We start from the raw sequence: 25,506 nt of genomic DNA, 5'->3' as shown, positions 1-25,506 counted from the left end.
GCATGGCGGGGGCTAGGGAACAACGGAAGCTCAGTGGTGAAACAGCGTACCGGCCGGGACAGGCCGTATCGACAGCGGGCTAGGCTCTGCCGATAGCTCCAGATCGAAGTTGCCGTACAGGATGCAGGCAAACACGGCATCTCGGGGATCGAACGCCCTGCAAAGGGTGTCGGTGCCCAGTGTGTCGCAGGCCCGGTCCCACCAGTGCTCGAAAGCATTCACCCGCGGGTTGGAGCCGAGCGCGTACGCGATTGGAGTGAGGTATCCGCGAGAGTGCGGTGGACTGCATGCTGCATGCCAGTACACGCCGTCACCCCGCTGCAGGACGATCGGGCAGTGCTCACGGATGGCTTCGGTGAGGACAGGGCGCAGCTCGACGCCCCGGAAGCGGAGAGGCATGTCATCGCTCCCCTTGGCCAACGAGGCCTTCCATCAACTTCCAGATGGCGGCGCGCTGCACCTTGTCGCGATGGGCCACGTCGCGAATGCCGGCCAGCAGCCGCAGCGCTTCTCGCGCAACTACGATGCCTGCGCCGTCGAAGTCGTTGCTCGACAGGGCGCTGCGGATCAAGGGGCCCAGCTGTGGCGCATCGCTGGACGCACTGTCCAGTGCGAACTCGTGGCTCATGTAGTGGCCCGCGCCGCCCAACTCGAACAGACGAGGCCTGTCGCATCGCCAGCAGCCTTCGAAGCGGATCTCCCGAAGGTGATGCCCGTCATCGAAGCAGATGGCGAGCAGGAAAAGATCCTTGAGATCGGCTGCGTCCCCGAAGTCGTCACGTTCGATCATCGATGCCAATGCCGCGTTGCCGCCGGCGCAGAAGTGCTTTCCGAGCACCTGCAACACCTCACCGATCGGCGTGATGCTGTCTGGTGAAGGGATAAAGCCCAGTGGCGCTGCAAGATCGATCAGCGTCTCGCGCAGATCGTCCCAACTGGGGGAACTGTCGGACCGAAGGGCGATGTACGCCTCTCCGTTGCCGGGATAGTCGGCATCCAGCGCGAACTCGCTGAACAGCGCTCGGATGACCGGCGTAACGCGGTCGAGAATGAGGACACCGGTGCCCTCGTAGTAGCTGTTTGCCATGGCTTGGCTCCTGGAAAGAATGCGGAGCCAGCCCCTTGCGGACATGGCATCCGCGGGGTGGACTGGAATCGGGGCACGCCGGCCCGTCGAGCGGGGAAAGGTGCAAAGCCCCGTGCTGGGTTGGGTGGGCAAATGCATCCGCCACCGAGCAATCGGAGGCCGTTCGCGAAGTGGATGCGAAGCGAACTGGTCCGGCCACGCAACGTGGGGCGCTGCGCGCAACCTTGAAGACCGAGGTTGCTTGGCATGTCACCGACGTCTGTCGGCAGGCATGCCCGGAGCGTCCTGCGGACCGCGTCGGCGGACCAGCCTCAACGCGCTCAGCCGGCAACCGGATTCCAGACAAGAAAAAGCCCTCGCGTGGCGAGGGCTTGGAGGCGCAGCGAACTCAGTTCGTGCGGTCGGAGGGAACGGCCAGCATCATGAGCTGCTCGGGTGTGGCAGACAGTTCGAGGTCATACCCGCCGGCCAGAACTTTGGCGAAAACGCCATCGTTCGGGTCGATGTGCTCCGCGAAATCGTCGCCACCGAGTTCAGCATTCGCCGTGTGCCACCAGTCATCGAATGGGTCGATGTCCGGATTGCAGCCCACCGCGTACGCGATCAGCTTCTGGCGGCCATTGCCGATGCGAGCACCGCGCTCGGCGAGCCAGTACACGCCCCGGTCCTTGACCAGCACGATCCTGCAGCGCTGAGCGGCAGCTTCTGCCAGTACGGGACGCAGATCGGCGCCCCTGAAACGAAGAGACATGGTGTCCTCCAAAGAACGAAGTAAAAAGGATCGCGGCTGTGCGATGCTTCACGCCGGTGGGCACGTTCTCGCCGGCAGCGGTGTGACGCGGATGCGCCGCCAGCTGCCGTCATCGATGCGCGATTCCAGTACGCTGCCGAGGTCTTCGAAGTACACGTCTGCGATGCGGTCAATGGGCTGGCCCGAGGGAAGAAACTCGATCACATAGGTGTCTGCTCCGCGGTCGTACAGGATGCGCACGGCTCCATCGAACTTCGCCGCCGAGACCGTGAAGGTGATGGCTGGCGGCGTCTTGCAGATGTCCGACGGCTCCGGATCCACCCAGTTGAAGACCCGGGCGCCCGCGTCCACCAGCATGTGCGTGATGCGGCGGAAGCCGTCAGGCGCCGGAAGCTCCTCCAGTTGCTCAATGAGTGCAGCGAGCTCGGGGCATCGTGGATTAGGGATGGGCAGCTTGGCCGGCGCAGCGCCCAGCACCATCGTCTCCGAAACGAACTCGGTGCCGTCCGCAGTCCGCTCCTTCCGACGTTCCGGCGTGTCTGCACGCAGGCCGTCGAACCGGCGCCTTGCGTACGGCTCGACCAGCACCTTGGCACCCTCGTCGGGATCCCTGGTGACCAGCGACCGGTCCAGTACGGCGAACTCGGTGCGGCCCGTCTTGACGACGATGGCCTCCTGCGTCTTGGCGACGACCTTGCCCTCGAATGGTTTGGGATCGAAGGTGATGCCGAGAGATGAGGGCCGCGGCACGCCGTCGAGGATGCAGTAGGTGAACCTGCGCACGTTGGAGGGAATATGTGACCGCACCAGGGCGGGCATCTGGGCGCGAAGAATGGTCGGATCCATGGAAAGCTCCTTGATGAAGCACAAGGGACTTCCCCTAAGGGAGAGGCTCCCTTGTGGGTGGACAGAAAAACGGGCGCACAGGGCGCCCGGTGACGAAAGCGAGGACCGCACGGCGAGCCGTGGAGGTGCCTCATGGCCAGGACCCTGGCCGGCGCGGACTTACCAGCCCACGTAGTTCAGCAGCAGGTCCGCGATGACCTGTCTGCTTTGCAGGTCGAGTCCGCCGAAGTCGGCGAGGCCCTCGAACCGGCATTGGCGCAGCATGGCTGCACCTTCGCGTGCGTTGTAGAAGCTCACCATGGCGGAAAGGAACATGCGCTGGCCGCTGCTCAGCACGCGTAGTGCTTCGGCGATGGCAAGCAGGTTGGGCCGCAGGTCCCACTTGCTCGTGGCTTTGCGCATCCCTTCCATCGTGCCGTCGCCGAACCACTCCGGACCGGCAATCTCGACACCACGCTTCCAGGCTTGGAAAAACGCTTCAGGTGCAGCGGCGAAATGGATCTGTTCGCGCACGAACAGATCGGAGACTTCCGGGGGAAGAGTCAGGTTCATGATGCAATCCTTCACGGATCAGGGGTTGGGCAACTGGGACCATCCACCGCGCTCCAGCGCGCGCTGCGCCGCTTTCTCGCTGCGGAAGTACTCGTTCGATTCACGGGACACGGGACCGTCGAAGTCGCGCGTACCGATGTAGTGGCCGGCGGCGCTGTGCAGCACCTCCAGGGGCAGCAACTTGCCGGCGTAGTTCAGGGCCAGGCGGCCGAAGACAGGTGGCTTTGGCATGGGCAGATCCTTCTGTATGCGCGAGGCGCCACAGCCCAGTGCGGGCAGGGGCTCCCGCAGGACGTGGATGAAAGTGCATCGACGCCACGAGGGCGCTTGTCCGCGGACCGATGCGAAGCGGACTGGTGGATCGCGCAGGACGGGTCCCGCGGCAGCCCTGAGATCCAGGCTGCTGGACATGGCGCTGACGGTGTCAGCTACACATGCGTCCAGCATTCCGCCTCGATGCCGGGCAGTGGTCGGCCAATCCGATGCGGCCTTGGACCGCATTCCGGGCAAAAAAAGACCCCGCACCGGAGTGCGGGGCCCACGTGGCCTGGTTATGGATCGATAGCTAGGAGGAAATGACCGATGCCAACTTGCCTTTCGCATCGAAGGCTAGCGTCACGCTGGCATCTGCCAGTTTGGCCTGTGCCTGGTAGCGCAGTGCGTCCGGAAGAAGGGCTTCGACCACATGGTGCGGTGACGAGGAGCTGCCCACGGCGATGAAGGTTCGGATGGTCTCTTCATCGTCGTCTTCGAGGTCCTCGTCGTAACGTTCGTCCACGATGTAGTCGCTGACCAGCCGCGTGACGTTGCCTGCCTCTGCGGTGACGTACAGCGTGCCGTCCGTGCGGAGGGCTGGGACATCGTAGAGCTTGCTGCCTTCCAGAAGGGCGACCTGCAGCGAGTTGACGAGCTCCAGCGCGACCTCCCAGTCGGCCAAACCTGGATGCTCAACCCGATGCTGTGATGCGCCAACGCTGACCGCGATCTGTTTCGCGCTGAGCGGACGTGCCAGACGAAGCAGCCAGTGACCTTCATCCAGGTTGAGTTGTTCCAGCAAATAGGCGTCCGCCGCCTGCAGATACACCTCAGCCAACAGCACATCGCCATCATCGTCTTCGATCCGCCAGACGCCGGCTTCCGTCATAGCTTCCGCGGACGTCACCCCATCGTTGGCGTACCCCTCCCAATACCTGCAAACCCCGGCTGGCCGTTCTTGCCAGTTGCGAAACCAGGCGCGCGGCACGAAGGGAACATCGTTGAGGAGGTCGGCGTTGGAGGAAATGACGCATGCGTCGGCATAACACTCGGCGAACTCGTGGCCGGCCAGTTCGGCCTTCGCGTCCATCAAGGCTTGGCGGTAGGCTTGATTCACGGCAGCCTGGATACGAGGAAAATCGCTGGATTCGTTCAGCAGATGCTGGCGATCAGGGAGCCTGGCGACCATGTTGTCGGGCAGAAGGACGACCTGCTTTGGCTCATGCGAACTTCCTACTTGGATAGGCAACCCCTGAAGGAAGCATCGCCACTGGTTTGTGGCGCCATGGAGGTCGATCAACACCTTGCCCATGGATGTCTGACGCCATCGAAGGTCGGGCTTTGTCAGCGGCCTGGGGACTTCGGCGTCATTGACGTACACGCTGACCGGAAATGCCTCGCACAGTCGCCGCATCTCCGAGCGCACCCAGTCAGGCAAGAAAACGTGGCGATCTGGTGAGCGTACGCCGTCGAGCTGGATCTGCGTGCCCTGCCAGGTGCCATCGGCCGGGATGACCTCGATCGGCCCTCCGGCAAGAATGTCGGCGGTTCGTGCGGAAAAGGTCTTGCCGCGTGACCGCACCATCAGCCGTTCGGCGAAGTACAACGTGGCGAGCGCCCCCATGCCGAAGGCATTCTCGCGCTCTCTGATGGACGCCTTCCAGCCTGATTCGGCAATGTGGATGAGCGATTGGAGGTCTTCGATGCCGCTGCCGTTGTCGTGTATCGCAATGCAGTCGTCGGTGACGTAGATGCGGATCTCGCTCGCCTGGGCACGGCGGGCATTCTGCAACAGTTCCCCCAGCATGGAGCGCTGGTTGAACGCATGCCGCAGATTGGCGATGAGGCGGTGCTGATTGGTCTGAAGTCGAATGGTCGTCATGGTTGGCTCCTTGGATGGAGTGCGCCGTGGCGCACGCAGGCGCACGCCCGTCCGCTTGCATGAGCGGGCGAACAGGACGTTTGCCGGTAGGGACGAAGTGGGCAGAGTCGCCCGGAGAAGGGTTCGCATCAACGCCCGGGGAGGGCGTGCGCCCGCAGGACTGATGCAAAGCGGACTGGCGGATCGCGCGGTTGACGCTCCGCGGCAGCCCGGGGATCCTGGCTGCTGGCGTGGCGCTGAGGACGTCAGCAGCACATGGCTCAAGCATCTCGATTGCATGCTCGGTAGTGGCGGAAGTACTTGATAAGGCCACGCCCCACATTCCAGGCCAGAGGATGGCTTTGCTCCGACATTGGAGCTACGGCGCTGGGCGCCCAGGAGCGGCAGATAAGACGAAGTAGGCGGTGTCAGCCTAGTGACGTTCTCCCAGTGGCATCGTGGTCAGGGGGGGGCAGCGCGACCCGAGGATCCGAGCAGTTGGAGCAACGAGTAGTCGTGGGGAGACCAGGCAGGGGAACCAATTCCAGATGTTGGTGGAAGTCCGCCATCAGCAGATTCGTGATAGCAGTGCTGCCTGCTTTGGCATCCCCGAAGGGAAGGTGAACCCAACTCTTGTACAGTTCTGGAAGAGACGGGGGCGACGCCTCGGAATTGCTGAAGCGGCCTGAGAAGAAAACGGAGAGTGGCTGTGCTGAGATTGGACTTCAAACATATTCGCGAACATAGAGGAAGTCAGGACGGCGGGTTCGAGGAGCTTTGCTGTCAGCTTGCTGCGCTGGAGGATCCTGCTCCGGGCTGCCGGTTTCTACGAAAAGGCCCGGGAGCCGACCAAGGACTAGAGTGCTTCCAAATCTACGAAGACGGACATGAGGTGGGGTGGCAGGCGAAGTACTTCATCAATGACTTCGGTGATGGACAGGTTGCTAACTTGGATGACTCATTGGAGCGTGCACTCAGCGCTCATCCGAGGTTGACAACATTTGTTGTCTGTCTTCCCATCGACTTGCGAGACAACCGGGGAGGTAGGAAGCTGAGTGAACAACAGCGCTATGAAAGGTGGCGCGAGAAGATGGTCAGCGATGCGGCTGCCAAAGGCCGCAATATTGAAATTGTTCTCTGGAGCGCATCCAGCATCCTCGAGCGCCTTGGTCGTGACAGTCCAGCTTACTCTGGGCGAGCACGGTACTGGTTCGACGCTCTCAAATTCAGTTCGGCCTGGTTCCGCAACCATTTCGATGTGCAGCGTCACAATCTCGGTGAGCGATATAGCCCTGAAAGCCATGTCGAGCTTCCAATTCACCACGCCTTGAGTGCGCTGGCACGCACCCCTGAATTGCTCTTAGTCCCGGCGACCTGGGTGGCCGAGATTACTTACCGGATGGATGGCGCGATAGCTAGCCTTTCGCTCGAAAAGCTTTCGCACGTTGCTGATCGAGTGCGACAAGCTTGTAGTCCGCTACTGCAAAGTCTTGGGGCATCGCCCGTGGCTTTGGATGAACTGGTGCCTTTGGAGAATTGGGCAAAGCTGGTGGACTTGACCATCGAATGCGTTGCGGAATCCCTGACCGAGGTCAAGGAGAAGGTCCCAGAGAGCAGGCAATTTACTCTGAGGAAGGACTTGTACGACCTTTATTCCGCAGTGGAGCGTGTCCGCGAAGAGGTTGCGAGCGAGCGCTGGCAGCTCATGAACAAGCGCCAACTGGTGGTCTCAGGGCCAGGGGGCATCGGCAAATCTCATCTGATCGCTGACTTCGGAAACAGGCAGCTTGAGGACGGCCGCCCTTTCATACTTGTGCTCAGCGGAAGTTTGACGGACGGAGATCCGTGGGACCAAATCCGAGGGCAACTTGATCTGGTTAACGTAACGACCGCTGACTTCCTCGGCGCACTCGATGCGGCGGCTGAGGCAGCCAACTGTCGGGCAGTGCTTGCAGTAGATGCGCTCAACGAGAGAAACGGTCTCGCGCTTTGGGAGACGCGCCTTCCGGGGTTTATCCATTTGATCCAGAGGTTCTCTCGTCTCGCGCTGGTGTTGACCGTGCGCAGCACTTACTTCCGCTTTCTTCCGCTGAAGGGCCTGGAATGCATTGTGCACCCAGGGTTTGCCGGTCATGCCGGTGCCGCAGCCAAGGTATACCTGGATCGTCGCGGCATTGCTCGACCCAGCTCACCGAATTTGGCTAGGGAGTTCGAAAACCCCCTGTTTCTTCGAAGCTGCTGCGAATATCTCGATACGGAAGGGCTCAAGCAATTGCCCAAGGGGATGAGCGGCGTTACCTCTATCTTCGACTTCTACCTGACCGCAGTAGCGGACAAGGTCCAAAGGGAGCTGGGGCTCATTCCAGAGCTTAACATTCCGTACAAAGCTTTGGAGAGTTTTCTGGAGGCATGTGTAACTCGAGGCGACGGTGCAAGTCTGTCTCTGCAAGATGCCGTGGATCTGCTGGAAGGTATCCACAGCTCGGGTGGCTACACACGGCACAGCCTCTTTTCAGCGTTCATGTCGGAGGGCGTACTCACGCAGGATATCGAATGGCAGGGAGGAACCCGGAGGGAAATCGTTCGTTTCACTTTCGAGCGGTTTTCTGACCACCTTCACGCCAAGCGACTTATTGGGCAAATGGATCGCGCAGATGTTGAAGAGTCATTCCGACAAGCGCCGTTGGTCAACTACTTCAAGCCATTCGAGGGCTGGGCGTTTGCTGGAGTGAGGGAAGCGATTGCGGTGCAACTCCCGGAAGTGTTAGGTCTTGAGTTGTTCGATGTACTGCCTAGTGAGGCGATCGATGATCCATCTCTCCGAGAAGCCTTCGAGAGTTCGCTCGCTTGGCGAGACCCCAGGGCCTTTACGAATCGAACGGTTCAATGGGTAGATAAGCTCTGCGTGGCCGAAGGCCGCTCAGCCTTTGGCTTGATGCTTTTGGTCAGTACTGAGCCCGAGAACCTATTCAATGCCGACTGGCTGCATGCGAACCTTTGGTCGCGTCCGATGCCGTGCAGAGACGCCGCGTGGTCTGTGTTTCTGGCAGAAGACGATTTGAGTGAGGGCGGCGCGGTTGCCTCGCTTGTTGAGTGGGCCAGGGATGTTGATGGCAGTGAGGTCGATGAACGTAGATTGCGGCTTGCCATGGTGACATTGACTTGGTTCTTGTCGACAAGCAACCGCGCGGTTCGCGACAGTGCCACCAAGGCACTTGTCAACCTGCTTTCTTGCAAGCTGCGCCACGCTGCCGCACTTGTCAGCCAGTTCGTCGACATCGACGATCTCTACATTACAGAGCGTCTTCTGGCTGCCTGTTATGGCGCTGCAATGCAGGGTATGGACCGGGCCGGTTGCAGAGAGCTAGCCACTTCGATTTGGAGGAGCTACTTTGCCGAGGGTAAACGGCCGCCGTTGCATTTGATGGCGCGAGACTATGCCCTCGGTCTCCTGCTGTACGCTCAACACGTGGGTCAGCTGCCGGTGGGAGCTGACATCGACGCATGCAAGGCAAAGTTCACCTCAGTTTGGCCGCTGGAGTGTGTGACAGAGGAGGATCTTGAGAAATACCGAGGTCGCGGCTACGGGGACTCAATTTGCTCGTCCATGGACGAGCACGGCGACTTCGGTAACTACACACTGAGATCTTGGCTGCACGATATTGTTGACATGCCGGTAGCTCTGGTGGGCAGTACCAGCAAGGAGATCTTCGAACATTGGGAGAACGCATTGTTCGATGAGGCGACCGCGGAGCAACAGGAAGCCTACCTAGCTCTGCGTGAGGTGACTGACGAGTTTCGAATGAGGCCTCTGAGAATATCGTTTACGAAAGAAAGCGCAGATCAATTTGAGCGCCTTTGGAAAAAGGTCGTGCAAGCGAACCAGCTGTTCAAGGGCACGTTGTCCGAAGGGTTGCGCATCAGGTATGCCGGATTTCCGGAGCATCATCTCCTTGAATCTACGCGCATGCGCGACGACAGTCGCGGTCCGTTGGAGATCGATCCTGCGCCGGTGCGACGCTGGATCTGCGAGCGTGCGCACCAGCTCGGTTGGACCGAAGAGCTATTCGGGCAGTTCGAGGTAAGCCCAATCATTAGTCGTGATCGGATAGGCAGGCATCGCGTCGAGCGCATCGGCAAGAAGTATCAGTATATTGCGCTTGCGGAAGTGACAGCCCGCATAACAGACAATCTAGCAATGTGTACGTGGGAGGACGAGGGGAAGCTTCGCGCATATGAGCCGGGGCCGCGAGGTCGCGACATGAAAAGGGACATTGATCCGTCCCTTCTTGTGCGAAGCACCCTCGATACCGGCTGGGAGGCGGCACCTGTCACATGGTGGACACCATCCGCTCCCCGACTACCTTCCGGAGATACAGAGTTGCTTCTAGCATGGCTGCGCGTCGAGGGCGATCTGTGCAATGAAGTGCGTCAAATCGAACTGGTGAGTCCAGATGGCAAGCAATGGCTGGCCATAAACGGCTTTTGCCGCTGGACTGTGCCCGGCCAGAGTCGACGCAGTCACGCTGATGCCTGGTGTCGCATCAGCTGCCTTGTCACAGCTCTAGGTAACGGTTCTCAGCTGGCAACCGAGCTACTTGCCCAGCAGCGTGGCGACGCATCGCGTCTTTGGGAAGCCGGCTACTTTTTGCCCTTCTTGGGGGAGCATGGCTGGCGCGACCCCAAACCAATCGAATTACAGCAGAAGATGGGCGCCGGCATTAGAACGCCATATGCAGGAATCGTAGAGTCACTGAGCGCCGAAGGTAATACCAACGATAACTCGATCGATGACGGATTCTCGCTCTGCTTACCATCATCAGGTGTCATTACGGCACTGGGCCTGCACCTACGTAGCGGAAAAGACCCTGAGTATGTCGACTCCGAAGGGGTCCTTCGTTGGCAAGACCCGTCGTTGCGTTCGCGCGGTGCAGGTGCAGGTGTTGTGTCCCGAGACTACTTTCTCGACAAGCTTGCAACGTCAGGATTGGAACCCGTTTGGATATTGGCTGGCGAGAAGAATGTCTATGGAGGACAAGGTGTTGGCAGCGGCCTGGATGGGTTCGGTGGACGCTTATCCCACACAACCGTCTTCGCAATGGAGTCTGGGGCCGTAAAGTCATTTGGCACCATAACGGAGTTTCACGCGCCCAGCGCGGAGCAACTGCGTAAATTGAATGCACGGTGAGGGGGCGCAAGCGCAACCTGCGTAGCTACCGCTTTAGGCAACCACTTTTGGGATCGAGCCGTCGAAACTGGCGCGGAAGTATCGGTTGCCGGCAACTCGGGCAACCAACCGCATACGCGAAGCGATCCTTGATGGTCAACTCGGGCGTGCCTACCCCCGCATCTTCCGCGCCAGCCGCTTCTCCTCGCGGTTGGGTCTCGGTTCCGGGAGGCGTCGACGCGCACCCGTCTCCAGTTCGCGCACAAGGCGTGCGGCGTGCGCGCAAGCCCAGCGCTCCACCGAGCGCATCGCCGATCCCTGCGAGCGGAAGTAGGCGTGTGGGTAGCTGGCCGTTCTCTGGTCGTGCCGATTGACGTTCGCAATCCAGCGCCCGTCGGGAAACACCGTCTTGCTCACGCTCGCGACAATGGTGTGCTGACACCGCAGCCAGGCCTTGCCCCACCGGTCGGTATCCCACGCAAAGTGTTCGGGTAGCGGCATGGGGCCATGCTATCGGCCGCGGTCTCAGCGGAGGAGACGCCACCTGAATGGTTGGGTTGCCGGATCGGCGCTGCTCGGGCGCCCCTCGGGTCGAGCGGCCAATGGCCCCGGGTCGGCAGCGTCATCCTCGCGCCCCGGCCCGGGCCTGCACCATCGGGAACCTGCCCTGCGTAGGGTCGGGGTTTTCTGACGATGCGTCAGGGTGCTCCCGACAGGGCGCGCTGAAGTCTCGCGCCGATCCAGGCAACGCACGGCACAGCCATCGAGTTGCCGATGGCCTTATAGCGCGGCCCATCGGCCGCCGGCTTGCCGCGGTAGGGCACCAGCGTGTGATCGTCCGGCATGCCCTGCAGTCGCTCGCATTCGCGCGGCATGAGCCGTCGCACGCGCCAGCGCGGGCCCCAGCTATCGGTACCGGATGGCTCGCAGACGAAGTGGTCCTCGTGGCTCGCTGCCTGCAGCACCATGGGATGACCCTGGCCGGGCTTGCCGCCGCCGGTGGACAGCGTGCCGGCGATCTGACCGTGGCCGCCCTCCCAGCGCAGCTCGTTGCGGGAGTTCTGTGCGAAGGCGATTGCAGGAACGACACCGCCATTCGCGTGGCCTGCGCGGCTGCCGCCGGCGCGCAGTGTCGGGCAGCACCCGCCCAGCGCGTCGGCACCGCTGCCCTGCGCCGTGAATGCGATGATGGGCACGCCCTTGCCCGTGCCATCCTCGCCGCACCCCTTGCCGCCATTCGCCGTGTCCAGGGTGTGGCTGATTGCGCCGGCAACGGACTGGACCAGCACCGTCTCGGTGGAGAGGTCGAACCGGGGCGGCGCACCCATCAGGCATGCCGCGAGCTCGGTCGGCCCTTGGCCGTTGCCGAACCCAACCGAGACGCGGACCGCGCCATATGGTGAACCCAGGTGGGATCTCCCGCCTGCTGATGCAGCGCGAGTTCCAGCAGCAGGGGAAGCGCCTTCCCGCGGCGCGCTGCCCGGCGCAGGATGCCGCGGCAGGCCTTCTCGCTCAAAAAGTACCGCGGCGGGATCGAGGTCGCTTCGACCACTTGCCACAAGAAACACGCGCTTGCGGCGCTGGGCGAGGCCGAAGTATTGGGCGTCGAGCACACGCCAGGCGATGCGCCGCTGGGGGCCAGACACACAACCAGCGTGCGTCCATCTCTTCCCTGGCGGTTCGAGAGCACGGTCTTCGCCGGCCAGTGCGCCCAGCAGGCAGCCAAAGGCATTGCCCCGGTCGCTGAGGACGCCTGGGACGTTCTCCCAGACGACCGTCGCGGGCGGGCGGCAGGAGCGGGCACGGACTTGGTCGATGGCATTGGCGATCTCCACATAGGCAAGGGTGAGCGCACCGCGCGGGTCAGCCAGTCCCTGGCGGGCCCCTGCGGTGCTGAATGACTGGCACGGCGTGCCGCCAACCAGGACGTCGGGCGCGGCGACCTCGCGCGCGCGGATTCGGCGGGCCAGCTGCGTCATGTCGCCGAGGTTGGGGACGTGCGGGAATCGGTGCGCCAGAACGGCGCTCGCGAAGGCGTCCGTTTCCGCGAACCAGGCGGGTTTGAGGCCCAGCGGTTCCCAGGCAAGGCTGACGGCTTCGATGCCACTGCAGACGCTGCCGTATGCGATGCCCTCGGTGTCGGGGGGTATGGGTTTCATCGGTGTCTCCTGTTCGTTGGGGTTGGACGGCAGGAGGAAGGCGCCGAAGACCGCGGGGATCTTCGGCTGACGAGGAGGTGGCCACCCGTGGAAGGCATCGCACGGAAGTCGGCGTAAGAACCCCGTGCAGCGCAAATCACCCGGCCCGTGTCGTGGCTGGGGCCGATATTCCTTGGCGCGCATCCGCGCACAAAGGGAGCCCGTTGTTGCGCCGGTGGGCGCCGGCAAGGACTGCCGTTGACCCGACGGGTCTCCGGGCGGCCCGCGCGGTGTGCAGGGCGCCGGGAGACCCGTCGGCAACGGAAACGCGCGATCAGTAAAGGTCCGCTGCAGCGGCGTGCGGACGAATGGGCCTTCCGCCGGGCAGGCATGGCGCTGCCGGCGGGCACGCTTCGCAGAAGGCGGGGCATGCTGGGGGCCTCGCGGGGGCGCGAGGATGCCGCACCTGCGGTGCGGTCGGAGTGACGGGGCGAGGGACTCCCGAGACTAGCGGGACTTGCGAGCGGCGCGAGGCTTGGTCTTCGACCCGCTGCGGCGGCCTGCTTTGCCAGAATCGATCGGTACGGTGCCCTTGCATTCGGGGTAGCGGGAGCAGGACCAGAACGCGCCGGTTTTGCCGGTGCGCTGGCGCGTGGCGGCCCCGCAGAGCGGGCAAGGCGGGCCCGAAGGAACGCGGATCGCGAGGGCTGTTGCCCGATGCTGTTCGACCAACTGCGCGACCCATGCGGCCTGCTTCGCCACGAACGATTCCAGGCCCATCTGGCGCGCTTCGATCATGTCCAGCGCCTGCTCCCAGATCGCCGTGGTGCCCGGATCGGCGATGGCTGTGGGAACCGCATCGATGAGGGTCATCGCGGTCTCGGACGCGCGGACCGCGCGGCCTTTGCGGACCAGGAACCCGCGTGCGAGCAAGCCGCTAATGATGTTCGCGCGTGTCGCCTCCGTGCCGATGCCGGTGGTGTCCTTGAGCTTCTGTTTCAGGCGCGGATCGGTCACGAGCTTGGCGACCGTCTTCATCGCCTTGACAAGTTCGCCCTGCGTGTACGGGGGCGGCGCCTTGGTGCGCAACGACTTCAGATCGAGCGACTTCACCTGGCAGGCCATGTGATCGTGAAATGACGGAAGCGCCTGATCGCGCGGCGTGTCGTCGTTCGCGTCCGCGTCCGGCGTATCCGCCGTGGCGGCTGGCAGCGATGAGGCGGAGAACGCCAGTTTCCAGCCAGGATCGATGACCTGCTTTCCGGACGCCTGCAGCGCTTGGCCGCCGCAGGCAAGGCGCACCGTCGTTCGATCGTACGCGTGATGCGTAAGGAACTGGGCCAGATAGTGGGCGCGGATGAGCCGGTACACGGCCAGTTCCTTCTCGGACATCGCCGACAGGTCGGCAGGTTCCAGCGTGGGGATGATCGCGTGGTGCGCCGCGATCTTCGCGTCGTTCCAGGCGCGAGAGCGCTGGGCAAGGTCGAGGTGGCCGATCAAGGGGCGCAACGCAGGGTCCGTCGCCACGAGGCTTTGGATCACCGTCGGAACCTCCGCGAGCATGTTCTCCGGCAGGTAGCCCGCGTCCGTGCGCGGATACGTGGTCGCCTTGTGGGTCTCGTACAGGGCCTGGGCAATGTCCAGTGTTTCCTGCACGTCGAGGCCGAAGCGCCGCGAACAGATTTCTTGCAGCGTGCTCAGGTCGAAAGGTAGCGGCGGGCCTTCCTGCACGTGCTCGGTATCGATGCTCGTGACCTGCGCCTGGCCGGCGCCGCGGATGGCGTCTGCCGCCTGCTGCGCGGCGCTCTGCCGCACGCAACGGCCTGCATCGTCTGCGACGGCCTCCGGCGGAATCCAGTGCGCGGAGAACACCCGCGTTCCAGCCGAAAGCGAGACTTCGATGGACCAGAACGGAACCGAGACGAAAGCAGCGATTTCCCGATCACGGTCAACGACCAGTTTGAGCGTGGGCGTCTGGACTCGCCCGACGGTGAGCACACCGTCATGGCCTGCCTTGCGCCCAAGCAAGGTAAACAGTCGCGTCAGGTTGATGCCGATGAGCCAATCCGCCCGCGACCGCGCCAGGGCGCAGTGGTACAGCGGCAGCGTATCGTTCGATGCACGCAGCGCGCCGAATGCCTTGCGGATCGACGCTTCGTTGAGCGCGGAAAGCCAGAGGCGCTGGATCGGTCCGCGGTAGCCGCAGTAATCGACCAGCTCGCGAGCGATCATCTCGCCCTCGCGGTCAGCATCGGTTGCAATGATGAGTTCGGACGCCTGCGCCAACAGGCGTTGGACGACCTTGAATTGCGCAGCAGTGGCGGCCTTGACCTCCCACTGCCACGTTGGAGGGACGATCGGTAGCGTCTCCAGCGTCCAGCGTTGGTAGCGCTCGCCGTAGGCCTCCGGGGGCGCGGCCTCGATCAGGTGGCCGACGCCCCAGGTGACTTTGATGCCCGGCCCGCTGAGGCAACCCGCTTCGCGCTGGTGCGCGCCCAGGACCTTGGCGATGTCCTTGCCTTGGGACGGCTTCTCGCACAGAACAACGCGCATGAGAGAGGCCCTCCGGGAAATGCATGACAGTCATTGAATGACCGTCAGCATCGGGGGCCCGAAGAGCTGGCGCAGCCAAGAAGGCGCTCGCCGCAGTCTCCGGCTTGCTGGGTGCCGGGGTGCTGACTGTGGCGCCATCGCAAGCGACGGCGCCAAGCGAGGGCTACTCGTCGCCGGTAGCAGGCTTGGGACTGAGTTCTACCGAGTCCAGCCGATACGGCAGGATGGCGACGCTTCGGGCATCCACCTTGTACGTCGTGCGCGGCTGGCCTTCCTCGTCCGTCCACGCGTCGCGAATCATCCGGCCACGCACGACGACCCGCATTCCCTTGGCGAACAGCGTTGCCCAGTGCTCCGCGTCGCGGTGCCACCAGTCCACAGGCGCCCAGAAGCCGCCGCGATCGTCGTAGGCGCCATCCTTGCCGGGCGTAGGGTTGTCGAAGTACACGTTGAGCCGCAGCACGCGCCGCGGCTCTTCGTTGCCGTTCGGATACTCGTCGAATTTTGGGGGCGAGCCGATGTTGCCTTCGCCATGGAAATGGGTGCTCATGGTCTTCTCCGTCGTGGTGGTGGGAACTGCGCCAGCGAACGTCAGCGCAGGTGGGTTGCGTCGATGTGCGACCGAATGCGCTCGCAGCCGATAAGGTTCCGCAGAGGTCGCAGAGCGGCGGCACCGGATACGCGGGGTGGGGAGGTTGGTGTCACGGCTTCTGTCCATGGCCGGAGCCGCAGTCCGCAGGCTTCCGTGCCCTCCGGCGCAGGTAGGCGGCCTCGGCGCTGGCGATCTTGCTGGCGCAGTCCATTGCCTGCCGCCCCAGGGTGTGCAACAGGCTCACCTGCATGTTGAGCACGACCCGCTGCACCTCCATGTCGTGCAGATCGTCGATCAGGCCCTCCGGCGTCGCGGCGCTCGCCATCATCTCTTCCCATAGCGCCACGCCCATCGCGGAGCGGTCGTGTCTGCGCCAGCGCAAGAAGCTCGTCCCTGCGCCAGTGGTCTGCTGGGCCAGATGGATGGGCAGCAGCAGGTACGGGTACTGGTTCGCCTGCGACAGGACGCGCCGCTGCGCCATGTCCGTGAGAGCGTCGCGCAGCGCATGGCATTCGCTGGCCCAGGCCTCCAGAGGCCCCTTACCTTTAAAAGGCTGTAAAAGGCCTTTTAGAGAGGCCGCCTGTCGCAGTCCACGGAAGTCCGCCTGTTCCAGTGGTGCGAAGCGCCGCGTGCCGCCGCTGGCGCAGGATGCATGCTCCGTCATGGCGCAGAGCCTTCATCGTCGTCGCCCTCCTTCGCCGCGGTGGTGCTGTCGTGGCCGGCGGCGTCACCGCTGCCCAGCGCCGCGGCATTGCTGGACGCAGCCGGCTCGATGTCGTCAGCCGGCGCGCTGGTTGTGCGGACCAGGCCGGAGCGGCGGACGATGGGGGGCGCGTAGCGCGAGCGGCGGGTTCCTTCGAGCACGTCCTGCGGCAGTTCGCCGTACTTCTCCACGGCGGCCCGGGCTGCGGCGTTCTTCGCGGCGAAGTCGTCGCGCGTGCATCCGGAGTAGCGGTACTGCTGCGCCAGGGAGAACAGGCTGCGCAGGGCATGGGCACCCTCGTTGAGCCAGCGCTCCAGCGTGGAGCGATCGATGAGCGCGGTGTGGTGGGCCAGGATGAGCTTGCGCGCCAGTTCGTCGTAGTCGGCCAGGAGGTAGACGGCCATGAAGCCCAGCTGCGCATTGACGAAGAGCGGAAGGCGGATCGGCTGCACGTTGAGGTTCTCGCCCAGCGACAGCGCGGCGGGTACGCAGGTGAGCGCGCGGTCCACCTGTTCGCGCAGCTGCCGCAGGGCGATGTCGGTCTGCGACAGCTTCTCCTCGATGCGTAGCATCCACCAGTCGCTATAGGGATCGTCCTGCTCCGCACCGCGCTTCATCTTGTTCATCACGGCGATGTAGCCATTGAGGCCGACGATGCCCGGCCGCCCCTCAGCGGGCGCGCGGCCATGCCAGATCCGGGATGCGTGGTGGGTGTGCAGCGTCAGCGACATCGCGCTGCGCAGCGACCCGAGGTTGAGCTGCAGAGCAGGGGTGTTGGGTGTTTCAGCCATGGATGACTCGCGATGGATGTACGAGCCGCCAGCGTCGCCGCGGGCCGGGAAGGTTGTCCGTCAACAACTCGCAGCCCGGGGCCGCCTGATTCGACCTGGCCGGTGCGGTGGAGAGACCGGGCGGCGTACGCGACCCGACGAGTAGCGCGGCCTGATGCGGTTGTTCCCGCCGCTATACCCTGGGTATAGCTCGCAGCGCGACAACTTCGGCACCGCGGTAGAGACCGGATCGTCTGTTGGCGTGCATCGGCGATGCGATCGGCATCGCGCCGGCCCTATACCCTGGGTATAGCGCCGACTGGCGCTGCACATTCGCTGCGTCTGCTCAGCCGCCGCGCAGGATGGCGCGCAGCCGCTCCAGGTGCGCCCGCGCCACTTCCGGGCTCGCGGGCTTCGGCGCCGGGGCGGGTGGTGGAGGTGGTGGTCGAGGCGGGGCAGGTGGTGGCGCGTCGGGCGCGGGAGCCTTGGCGTTCCCCGCTCCAGCCCAGGCCTTGAACTCGCCGCGCATCGCGCGCTGGATCAGCCCGAAGAGATAGCCTGCAGGGTTGCGCACGGCGCTATCGCGGCATCGCGCTGCCCACTCGTCCACCACGGCCTGGCGCTGCTCCATCGGCACCTGCCGCAGGGCGACGAGCGCGCCCGACTGCTGTTCGTCCTTCAAACCGAGGAACTTCGCCGGCAGGCGCAGTCCGTCGATCGCGCGCTCGTGCTCGCGCGGTACAGTACGTTCTCCTATACGAAAACTACCAGTACGGGCCTCCTTCGGATTCCGAAGAGAGCGCTCTGGCGCGGGTTTGCGGCCTGATTCGGAATCCGAAGACGGCGGCTCAGGAATCCGAAGCAGGGTCGCCTGGCCTCCTTCGGAATCGCCGATGTGCGCATCCTGTGGGTAACTCTCGCTCCGCGGTTGTTCCTGCGGCACACCCTGGGAAAGCTGCGCCGAAAGCACCTGCAGCCGCGTGGGCAGAACGCCACCGCGAAGCAGCGGATCTTCAGCGACTTCCCGCAGCACATGCTGTCCCACGGACTGCACTGCTTTGCTCGCATGCGTCAGCGCCTGGCTGACCAGCCCGAGGTAATCGGCATCGAGCTGCATCGCTTCGAACGGCGTGAGCGGAGCATCGTGCAGCACGTAGAGGTTGCCCATGATCCGGCCGCTGCGCTGGTCACGGCGCCGGCGCACGAGGCTCAACCAGCGTGTCAGCCGCAGCAGCGTGAGTGCGCGCGCGACGGTCTCCGTAGAGGCCACGGGACCGCAGGGCATGACCGCAAGCAGGGGGCGCAACTGATCGTAGGTGGGCAGGGCCGTCAGGCCATCCACATTCAACTGCATCCGGATGACCTGCCATGCGTTGCGTTCGAGCGGCGTCAGCCGGCGGTCCAGGAACAACGCGCGCGGCACGCTCTCGTGGCGATTGCCGCTGAACAGAAAACCGTCCTGGGTATTGGGCTTCCCGGCATTTGTGGCGGGCGCTGGAGACGTGGGCTGCGCCTGGTCGAAGGCCGCATCGAACACGTCCGACAGCGATCGGGGGCCGGGCGGCCTCGGCGTCCCGGGCGCTGCCATGGGCTTAGACCAGACCTTGCGCGATCCAGCCCTGTATCGCGGCCCAAACCACGGACAGCGGAATGTTCATTTCCTCGGCCAAGTCCATTGCCACGTCGAGCATCGCGAGGTCGTCGTGCAATTCGATGCCCCGCTCACGGATCGCAGGCTTCCACTTGCCCCACAGCTCCGCGTCCTGCGCTTCGCTCAGCACTGGGTGCCGTCCCTTGCGCTTGGGCAGCGCGAGGATCTCGCGCCGCAGCGCCACCTCCTGGTGCGAGAGGCCGAAGAACGTGCTGACCATTTCCGTACTGGCGCCCAGGCGCAGCATGCGGTCCACGGTGGAGATCTCGCGCTCCACGTCCTGCGTTTGTCCGAGCAGCCGGCGCACGACTTCCGGGTTCACCGTCACCGAGCACCAGGACACCGAGGCGTTGAGCAGTACGCTCACCAGATCGGGGCGCTTGAGCGCAGCCAGTTCTGCATCGCCGAAGCCCATGGAGCGGGCGCGGCGCAGTTGCCCGTTGCGCAGGTCGTGCAGCGCCTGCGCGATCACGGCCTGGTTCAGCGGATGGGGCGTGGTCATGGCGTCGCTCCGGCGCCGGGCTGGATTTCACACAGGCGCCGCGCGAGGCGGATCAGCCGGAACAGCTTCACGAGCCCGCTGTCGCTGAGCCGGGCAACGGCTCCGTCGCTGCGCAGCAGCGGACCCAGCACGTCGGACAGCGCCCCGGGCGCCGCCGGCACGCCAGACAACGCCTGCAGGAGCGACAGCATGGCCTTGGCCAATGAGTTGTCGGCGGGCGGGTTGGCGGGCGGCGCAGCGCACACGTACCCCATTCCTTGGTCCGAACTCTCCACGCCCTCGGCTGCTCCGCCTTCGGCGGCGATCTCCCGCGCGAACTGGGCGATATGCACGCGCAGGCGGTCCGGTGTATCCAGGCCCGGGTCGATGTGCCACACGTCGGTGATGGGGTAGAGGCCGCCCGCCTGCACCGGGATGGCATGTACCACGTTGTCGGCGAAGGAGTGCGCAGGCTCGCCGTGGTGGTCCGCGACCAGCTTCTGGATCGACTGCAGGCGCTCGGTCGTGGGAGCGGGCGATGCGGTGCGCTCGTCCGGAGGGTTCGACGCCGGTCGCGTCGAGTCGTCAGCAGCGGCCTCTGGCTTTTGGCTTGCAGCACCGAGGGGTTCGGCAGGACGGGCCGCGGCGGTTGCAGGTGCAGTCCCATCGCCTGTCGGTCGGGGCGAAGGATCCTGTGCCGCGCCCCGTGACGAAGGGGCCACCGGCGGCATGGTCGGCGTCGGAGCGCTGAGCAGCACCCGCTGCCGGCCCTCCAGCCCCGCGATGTCCAGCGCCAGCACGTCGTAGTCGGCGCCCAGCACCTGTGCCATCTGCCCAATCAGCTCATCGCGTACCCGGTCGAAGGAGAACTCATCCGGCGCAACATCGAATCCCGACAGGACATCCTGAAACAGGTCTGCGAACGCGATCGCGTCAGCCTCCGCGCGCTGCGACCAGACCTGCTCGGCACCGCGCCGCAGCAGCGACAGTCGCTCCACCTGGTGGCGGCCCATGCCTGCGTAGAGCACCGAAGGAATCGCCGGCAGCAGGTACTGCACCGCATCGCGCATGCGGCTGATGTGGGGTTGCGGAATGGGGTAGCCATCCGCCGCCAGCCGGCGCGCCAGTTCCATCTGGCTGATGGGCTTGCCGCCGTTCTCGCTCTCGTACAGCTCTCGGGCCTTCTCCACGCCCAGCGCTCGCTCGATGAACGTCAGCTTCCCCTGCAATTCGTTCTCTGCCAGGTGGCCGGTCAGCGCGATGATTTCTCCGCGCTCGGGCCACGGGCGGAACAGGCAGGGGATGCGGAAGAACCGTTCGTCCTTCGTCTCCGCCCACAGCTCGCGAAGGATCGCCAGGCGCGTATTGCCGCCGTTGCGGATCATGTAGTGGGTCGCCCCGGGCCGTCGCGTGATGGCGGGTGCGGTGTCCAGGCCGCGCTCGCGGATGGACGCCTTGATCTCGGCGTACAGCGGGTTGACGGTCACGCGCGGGTTGAGGTCGTAGGGGCGCAGCTGGTCCAGCGTGACGACCATGGGGGTGTCCGCGATGGGGTCGGTCAGCGCTTGCGCAGAGGGGCCGCTGCGATCGAACGTCTCCGAGAGCAGCTGGCTGGCGATGTCCTGTGAGGTGCCCTGCGACATCACCGGCTCCGTCCGTCGTTGGCACGGGGCCCGCCATCCGCCCCAGCACGCTCATGGGCCTCGCTCCCTCTGTGGAGCATTTCGGGCGCGCCCAGGTGGATCGGAGGCAGGCTCGGCTTGCACAGGCGCTTCAGGCGGCCATTCGTGAACACCGGCACCCAGCCGTCCACCCGCGCGAACGCGACCAGGCGCTGCAGCGCCGCGCGTGTGGCTCGGCGGTCACGCGGCGCCGGCATGGCTTCGTCCCGTGACATGGTCGAATCGGTCGCGCCACATCGGAAACAGCTCCCCAGCGAGCGCGCGCTGGCTCTCCAGTGCCGCAGGCGCCAGCCGACCGCGCGGGCGGCGCGCTTCCACGCGATGGACGGGAAGCCGGCGCAGCGCCGCCGCGGGATAGGCCTCGATGGCCGGGATGGTCGTCTCCAGAACGTGTATGCCGGATGCCTGCTGGAACATCCCGCGCAGGGCATGCTGTATCTGCCGGCCGTTCACCGACACGGTGCGGGCCCGGTTGATGAGCAGGCGAAGAGGGGGCGGCTCGATGCCCAAGTGGCGATACGGCGCGATGTCGTCCATCAGGCTGAGGGTGCCCCGGCGCAACTCGCGCGCGGCCAGGATCTCCGGTGTGACCGGCGACAGCGAGAAGTCCGACGCCAGGATGGCCATCTCCAGCGTGACGCAGCGCGCTCCCTGGGTATCGATCAGCACCACGTCGTATCGGCTGTGGAACATACCCAGCAAGTTGCGCAACCGCAGCCTGCCGTCCGCGGCGTGCAGCAGCAGGGTGCCCAACTGGCCCTTCCCGTCGTTGGACAGCAGCAGATCCAGTCCGCCAATGGCGGTGGACGAAATCAGCTGTCCGGGATCCTGCTCGTTGAAGGCGAGCAGCTCGTAGATGCCGCCCGGGGCTCGGCGATCCAGGGGGAAGTAGCTCGACAGCGTGGGCTGAATGTCCAGATCGAGCAGCAGCACGCGCATGCCCGCATCCGCCAGGAAGCCCCCCAGGTTGGCGGCCGTGGTCGTCTTGCCGACACCGCCCTTCGTGGAAACGATGGAAACCACCAGCGGGGCCGGGCCGCTGCGGGATGCGGGCGCGCTCACGCACGCTCCCGCTGCGCCAGCCACTGGTCGATTTCGTCTTCGTACCAGCCTACGGCCCGCACACCCAGCCGCACGCGCTGCGGGAACTTCTTCTCCTTCATGAGGCTGTAGATGTGCGCGCGCTTGAAGCCGGTTCGCTGCTCGACCAAGGGCCGCCGCAGGACGCGTCGGCTGGTCGGCGCATCGTCCGCCGTGCGGGTGTTCTGGCTGGCTGCTGACGACATGGTGGTCATTCCTGACGCTCGCTGGCGTTGTGTGGAAGTCACCAGTGGATCGCGGTTCGCCCGCGCGGCACACCGCAAATGCGGTATGCGCGCGAGCGCAAAGTCGCTTGAGCAGGAAGTACCGTCAGCCGACGCCAGGCGCGCTCGCGATCCATCGCGCAGGGAGCGGATGCGGAAACCTCGGACGGGGAGAAACGCGGCGGTCGGCGGCGCTGCGCTATGCGGCGCTGCTTGGAGGCGGACCAGTACGGGGGCGGTTTCTTGGGATTGGCATTTTAATTTTTGTCGTGCGCGTGTTTCCGGAAGCAGCATCCTTCGCAACTCCTTTGCGAACTCAAGCCTCTCCCCCCATGACGCACCCTCGGGCCAACGTGGTTGGTCCGATAATCAGTGGATAGGTGCGTGTCCCGTCCCGTGAAGCGCTGGCAGTACCTGCCCGAGCTTCTTATTTTTCTTCTTGGTTATTCATTTATTGAATACTGTCATCGGCGGTGGGCTGGCAATTCGATTGCTCACCCCAAAGTCAGATTTTTTGTTCCGCCCTGTAGAATTGTGAAACGCGGATGTAGTGACTACCCCACGCAGGTGGGAACGTTGTAACCGTGTGCTGTTGAGTCAACTTGCCTTGTGCCTCTGTACGTCCTTCTCGTGTTGAGAAAGGTTGCCTTCTTGTCGTGGGTCGGATTGCTCCGAAGCGGGGTAATCGGTCGTACCCACCCGTTCAAGGACGAAAATTGGAGCTTCTTCCCTCCGTCCTGCCAATACCTATTTACGTTTTTGAGATCGGTTGATGCGACCCCCTGAGAAATCTGTCAAAAATGGCAGGTAGGGATTTGGTTCTATTCGTTCGCACCACCTCGAAATCGGCAAATATCCCGTCTTCGCGCTGCCTCGCGGCACTCACTCCGCGGGCGTCGAGTGGGGCGGCGGCTCTGGTTCATTCAAGTCCAGCAAACGCAGATACGGGTTGTTCGGCAGGGCCTCGGGCAGCACCGCGAGTGGATCGCGCAGCAGGTAGCCGTGCAACCGGCGCGTCTTGCGAGGCCCCGCCACTTCGCACGTCCAGATGTTGAGGCCGTTGGCCTGCTTGCGGTGCAGACGCAAGCGCTCGAACTGCTTTTGCACCCACTGCCAATCCGCGAGCTGTTCGCTCTTCGCGAAGGCCCGGACCCCGGGATGCTCCTGCGCATAGCGCTGGAACACCCCAGGGCTCACGAGGTAGGCGGTGTCCGCCACGGTATGCACGAGTGCCTTGGCATCGTTGAGGACCAACCGGCGCTGCTGCAGGCCCAGCCTGAGCCAATCCACGAATCCGTGCCCTGACACAGCATTTTCCGAGGCGTCGGATTCAAGCGGTGCTACCGCCTTGGCGTCGTCGCCGGTGGGGTTGTAAGGCCGCATGGGTGGTGGACTGGTCGCCGTATCGGCTGGCTTGTCCTGGCCGGTAGGCTGATCCAGCTGCAGCAGGTCCAGCAGCGCTCCGATGCCGTCCTGCTGCGGCGCTGGTGATCCCTGACCTGGCGCTGGAGCGTCCATGTCCACCCCCGTTGCAGCTGGGGGTTGCGGAGCGGGGAACGGCACGGGTGCTGCCACGGCGTCCTGCGTCACCTCCTTGACCGTCCCGGAGAATGGGGCGGGGCGGTCGCCCGCATCCCAGATCAGGCTTGGCGGCACGCGCAAGAAGGTGAATGTGTTGGACCATCCGTTCTCGCTGGTGACGGCGGCCCTCCAGATGGCCTTGCCGTCCGGGGCGGGCAGGGCGATGCCGTGTTCCTGCAGCACATCGAACACCGCGGTGTTACTCGAAGGGATGCCTTCCATGCCCTGGGCGAGCAAGTGGGCCCGTAGCTTGTCCGATACGGTCTTGCTTACGAGCCACAGGGCATCGCGCGTCAGCCATCCGTCCGATGCCTGGGGCTGGTTGAGCTGCAACTGCTCGCGCAACAGGAAACGCAGGCCATCCAGCAACTTGCGCTGCAGCGCATGCCTCGGCGAGGCCAGCGCACGGGCCGGATCGCCTCCCATCGCCTGCGCTACCGACGCCTGGTCTGCCTGCACCACGAGCTCCCCGAGCACGCCCGCGTGTTCGTGCTGACCGGCGAGCACGTACAGCAGGGGCGGCCACAAATCCGGGTAGCCGCTCAGCCAGTCCAGGATGGCGGGGGCAAGTATGTGCAGGTACAGCAGGCCGCTCGCGGCCCCGTGCAGGCGGTACTCGCGCCCCCGGCGGTAGCGGAAGCGGTAGGGGCGCCGCAGCACTCCGTGCCATGGGTGCCAGCGCGAGCCGTCGTCCAGCTCCACTTCCAGGTCCACCGCGATCTTGCCGATGTCGTGCAGCAGCGCCGCGTATGCCACGCCGGCGGTCCAGGCTTCCGCCTGGGCGGCCTGCGCCTCTGGTGTCGCCCCTGCAGGGAGCAGATGGGACTGCCGCAGCTTGAGCGCGTAGGCCACGATCTCCAGGCCATGGTCCAGCATCCCTCCGGGATAGGCATGGTGATGGCTCTCCGACGCGGGGAACAGTTGCACAAACTCGGCATAGCGCTTGATCGGAGCGAGGTACAGCTGGTCGAATTGCTGCCGCGACAGCGATGTCCGCTGCCAGATGTGCTCCAGAAGGCGCTGGCGGCGCGTGGGAGCGAGCAGTTCGGCGGCAGACTGATGCGTGGTCCAACCCGGCGACGAAGGCGGGGTGGCAGCAGCCTCTGGCGCAGCAATGGGGGCGCGTTCCGTTGTCACGGCTGGTCCGGCCGCGCGCCGAAATAGACTGAACATGACGTGTTGGTCGTGGTTGGAGCGGGAACGCCCGGCCCCGCCTGTGCCGCACCCGTGGAATACAGGTATCGCAGGGTGCGGCATGGCATCTGCGACGTCATGCTGCAATAAGGTCGTGACCTCGCCGGTATTGCGCGGTCCGCTTCGGTCGGCCGAGCGGTGAATGCAGCGCACCATGGACATGTGCGCAGAGTGCTGGCGATATCCAGGGGTATGACGAGCGGGATCGCTGCTTCCCCACCTCTCGCACAGCAATTGGTGCATTTGCGAGACCAATCCAGATCCATGGAATCGCGCTCACGGAATTTGCGCGTGCTCGCGGCTTTGATGCGGCCCGTCCAAGAGCCCACGGATGCGCG

At 64.4% G+C, this 25,506-nt stretch carries 20 protein-coding genes; 1 reads left to right on the top strand and 19 read right to left on the bottom strand.

Features of this window, described 5'->3' with window-relative positions; translation table 11 throughout:
• Positions 1-30: 30 nt before the first annotated feature.
• The 7 genes from FHR56_RS08920 to FHR56_RS08890 all read right to left on the bottom strand — a co-directional run bounded on the left by FHR56_RS08920 (position 31) and on the right by FHR56_RS08890 (position 5,373).
• The gene (locus tag FHR56_RS08920) at positions 31-399 is read right to left on the bottom strand and encodes a DUF3085 domain-containing protein (protein WP_160947711.1); all 369 of its coding nucleotides are present in this window, start codon (positions 397-399) and stop codon (positions 31-33) included.
• A gap of 1 nt (position 400) precedes the next feature.
• Entirely contained in the window at positions 401-1,087 is a 687-nt protein-coding gene (locus FHR56_RS08915) for a hypothetical protein (protein ID WP_160947710.1), read from the bottom strand.
• A gap of 388 nt (positions 1,088-1,475) precedes the next feature.
• Positions 1,476-1,838 carry a DUF3085 domain-containing protein gene (locus FHR56_RS08910; protein WP_160947709.1) on the bottom strand — a complete coding sequence of 121 codons (363 nt, stop codon included), beginning with the start codon at positions 1,836-1,838 and terminating at the stop codon, positions 1,476-1,478.
• Between the two features lie 48 nt (positions 1,839-1,886).
• Positions 1,887-2,684 (bottom strand): GTPase, encoded by a 798-nt coding sequence (locus tag FHR56_RS08905; RefSeq protein WP_160947708.1) that lies wholly within the window; start codon positions 2,682-2,684, stop codon positions 1,887-1,889.
• A gap of 159 nt (positions 2,685-2,843) precedes the next feature.
• On the bottom strand, positions 2,844-3,236 hold the full coding sequence (locus FHR56_RS08900) for a hypothetical protein (protein WP_160947707.1): 393 nt from the start codon (positions 3,234-3,236) through the stop codon (positions 2,844-2,846).
• Between the two features lie 18 nt (positions 3,237-3,254).
• Positions 3,255-3,467, bottom strand: coding sequence for a hypothetical protein (locus FHR56_RS08895; RefSeq protein WP_160947706.1), 213 nt, complete (start codon positions 3,465-3,467; stop codon positions 3,255-3,257).
• 334 nt (positions 3,468-3,801) lie between these two features.
• Positions 3,802-5,373, bottom strand: coding sequence for an ATP-binding protein (locus FHR56_RS08890; RefSeq protein ID WP_160947705.1), 1,572 nt, complete (start codon positions 5,371-5,373; stop codon positions 3,802-3,804).
• A gap of 682 nt (positions 5,374-6,055) precedes the next feature.
• On the opposite strand from FHR56_RS08890, the gene FHR56_RS08885 reads away from it, so the two are divergent.
• On the top strand, positions 6,056-10,540 hold the full coding sequence (locus FHR56_RS08885; protein WP_160947704.1) for a hypothetical protein: 4,485 nt from the start codon (positions 6,056-6,058) through the stop codon (positions 10,538-10,540).
• A gap of 150 nt (positions 10,541-10,690) precedes the next feature.
• Here the strand turns inward: FHR56_RS08885 and FHR56_RS08880 are convergent, their stop codons facing one another.
• The 12 genes from FHR56_RS08880 to mobH form a co-directional block, all read right to left on the bottom strand.
• A complete protein-coding gene (locus FHR56_RS08880; RefSeq protein WP_160947703.1) occupies positions 10,691-11,020 on the bottom strand; it encodes a hypothetical protein in 330 nt (109 codons plus the stop codon).
• 197 nt (positions 11,021-11,217) lie between these two features.
• Entirely contained in the window at positions 11,218-12,678 is a 1,461-nt protein-coding gene (locus tag FHR56_RS08875) for a DNA cytosine methyltransferase (RefSeq protein WP_160947702.1), read from the bottom strand.
• A 486-nt stretch (positions 12,679-13,164) separates the two neighbouring features.
• The gene (locus FHR56_RS08870; protein ID WP_160947701.1) at positions 13,165-15,210 is read right to left on the bottom strand and encodes a DNA topoisomerase III; all 2,046 of its coding nucleotides are present in this window, start codon (positions 15,208-15,210) and stop codon (positions 13,165-13,167) included.
• A 163-nt stretch (positions 15,211-15,373) separates the two neighbouring features.
• Positions 15,374-15,760 (bottom strand): single-stranded DNA-binding protein, encoded by a 387-nt coding sequence (locus tag FHR56_RS08865; protein WP_160947700.1) that lies wholly within the window; start codon positions 15,758-15,760, stop codon positions 15,374-15,376.
• Positions 15,761-15,911: 151 nt separating this feature from the next.
• Positions 15,912-16,466 carry a DUF3158 family protein gene (locus FHR56_RS08860; RefSeq protein ID WP_160947699.1) on the bottom strand — a complete coding sequence of 185 codons (555 nt, stop codon included), beginning with the start codon at positions 16,464-16,466 and terminating at the stop codon, positions 15,912-15,914.
• Positions 16,463-17,296, bottom strand: a complete 834-nt coding sequence (locus FHR56_RS08855) for a PFL_4669 family integrating conjugative element protein (RefSeq protein WP_160947698.1) — start codon at positions 17,294-17,296, stop codon at positions 16,463-16,465. Before FHR56_RS08855 ends, FHR56_RS08860 begins: the two co-directional genes overlap by 4 nt.
• A gap of 325 nt (positions 17,297-17,621) precedes the next feature.
• The gene (locus tag FHR56_RS08850) at positions 17,622-18,863 is read right to left on the bottom strand and encodes an STY4528 family pathogenicity island replication protein (protein WP_184502473.1); all 1,242 of its coding nucleotides are present in this window, start codon (positions 18,861-18,863) and stop codon (positions 17,622-17,624) included.
• A gap of 4 nt (positions 18,864-18,867) precedes the next feature.
• Positions 18,868-19,428, bottom strand: a complete 561-nt coding sequence (locus FHR56_RS08845) for a DUF2857 domain-containing protein (RefSeq protein WP_160947141.1) — start codon at positions 19,426-19,428, stop codon at positions 18,868-18,870.
• Complete coding sequence (locus FHR56_RS08840) at positions 19,425-21,050, bottom strand: ParB family protein (protein WP_160947140.1); 1,626 nt, start codon at positions 21,048-21,050, stop codon at positions 19,425-19,427. Before FHR56_RS08840 ends, FHR56_RS08845 begins: the two co-directional genes overlap by 4 nt.
• Before the next feature lie 219 nt (positions 21,051-21,269).
• Positions 21,270-22,112 carry a ParA family protein gene (locus FHR56_RS08835; RefSeq protein ID WP_160947155.1) on the bottom strand — a complete coding sequence of 281 codons (843 nt, stop codon included), beginning with the start codon at positions 22,110-22,112 and terminating at the stop codon, positions 21,270-21,272.
• 35 nt (positions 22,113-22,147) lie between these two features.
• Entirely contained in the window at positions 22,148-22,375 is a 228-nt protein-coding gene (locus FHR56_RS08830; RefSeq protein WP_160947154.1) for an AlpA family transcriptional regulator, read from the bottom strand.
• A 900-nt stretch (positions 22,376-23,275) separates the two neighbouring features.
• Positions 23,276-25,330 (bottom strand): MobH family relaxase, encoded by a 2,055-nt coding sequence (gene mobH / locus FHR56_RS08825; RefSeq protein ID WP_343160756.1) that lies wholly within the window; start codon positions 25,328-25,330, stop codon positions 23,276-23,278.
• Positions 25,331-25,506 lie beyond the last annotated feature (176 nt).

It is taken from the genome of Xanthomonas sp. F10, assembly GCF_014206815.1.
GTDB lineage: Bacteria > Pseudomonadota > Gammaproteobacteria > Xanthomonadales > Xanthomonadaceae > Xanthomonas_A > Xanthomonas_A indica.
The sequence above is the reverse complement of the archived record's forward strand: the minus strand, read 5'-3'. Positions and strand labels throughout refer to the sequence as shown.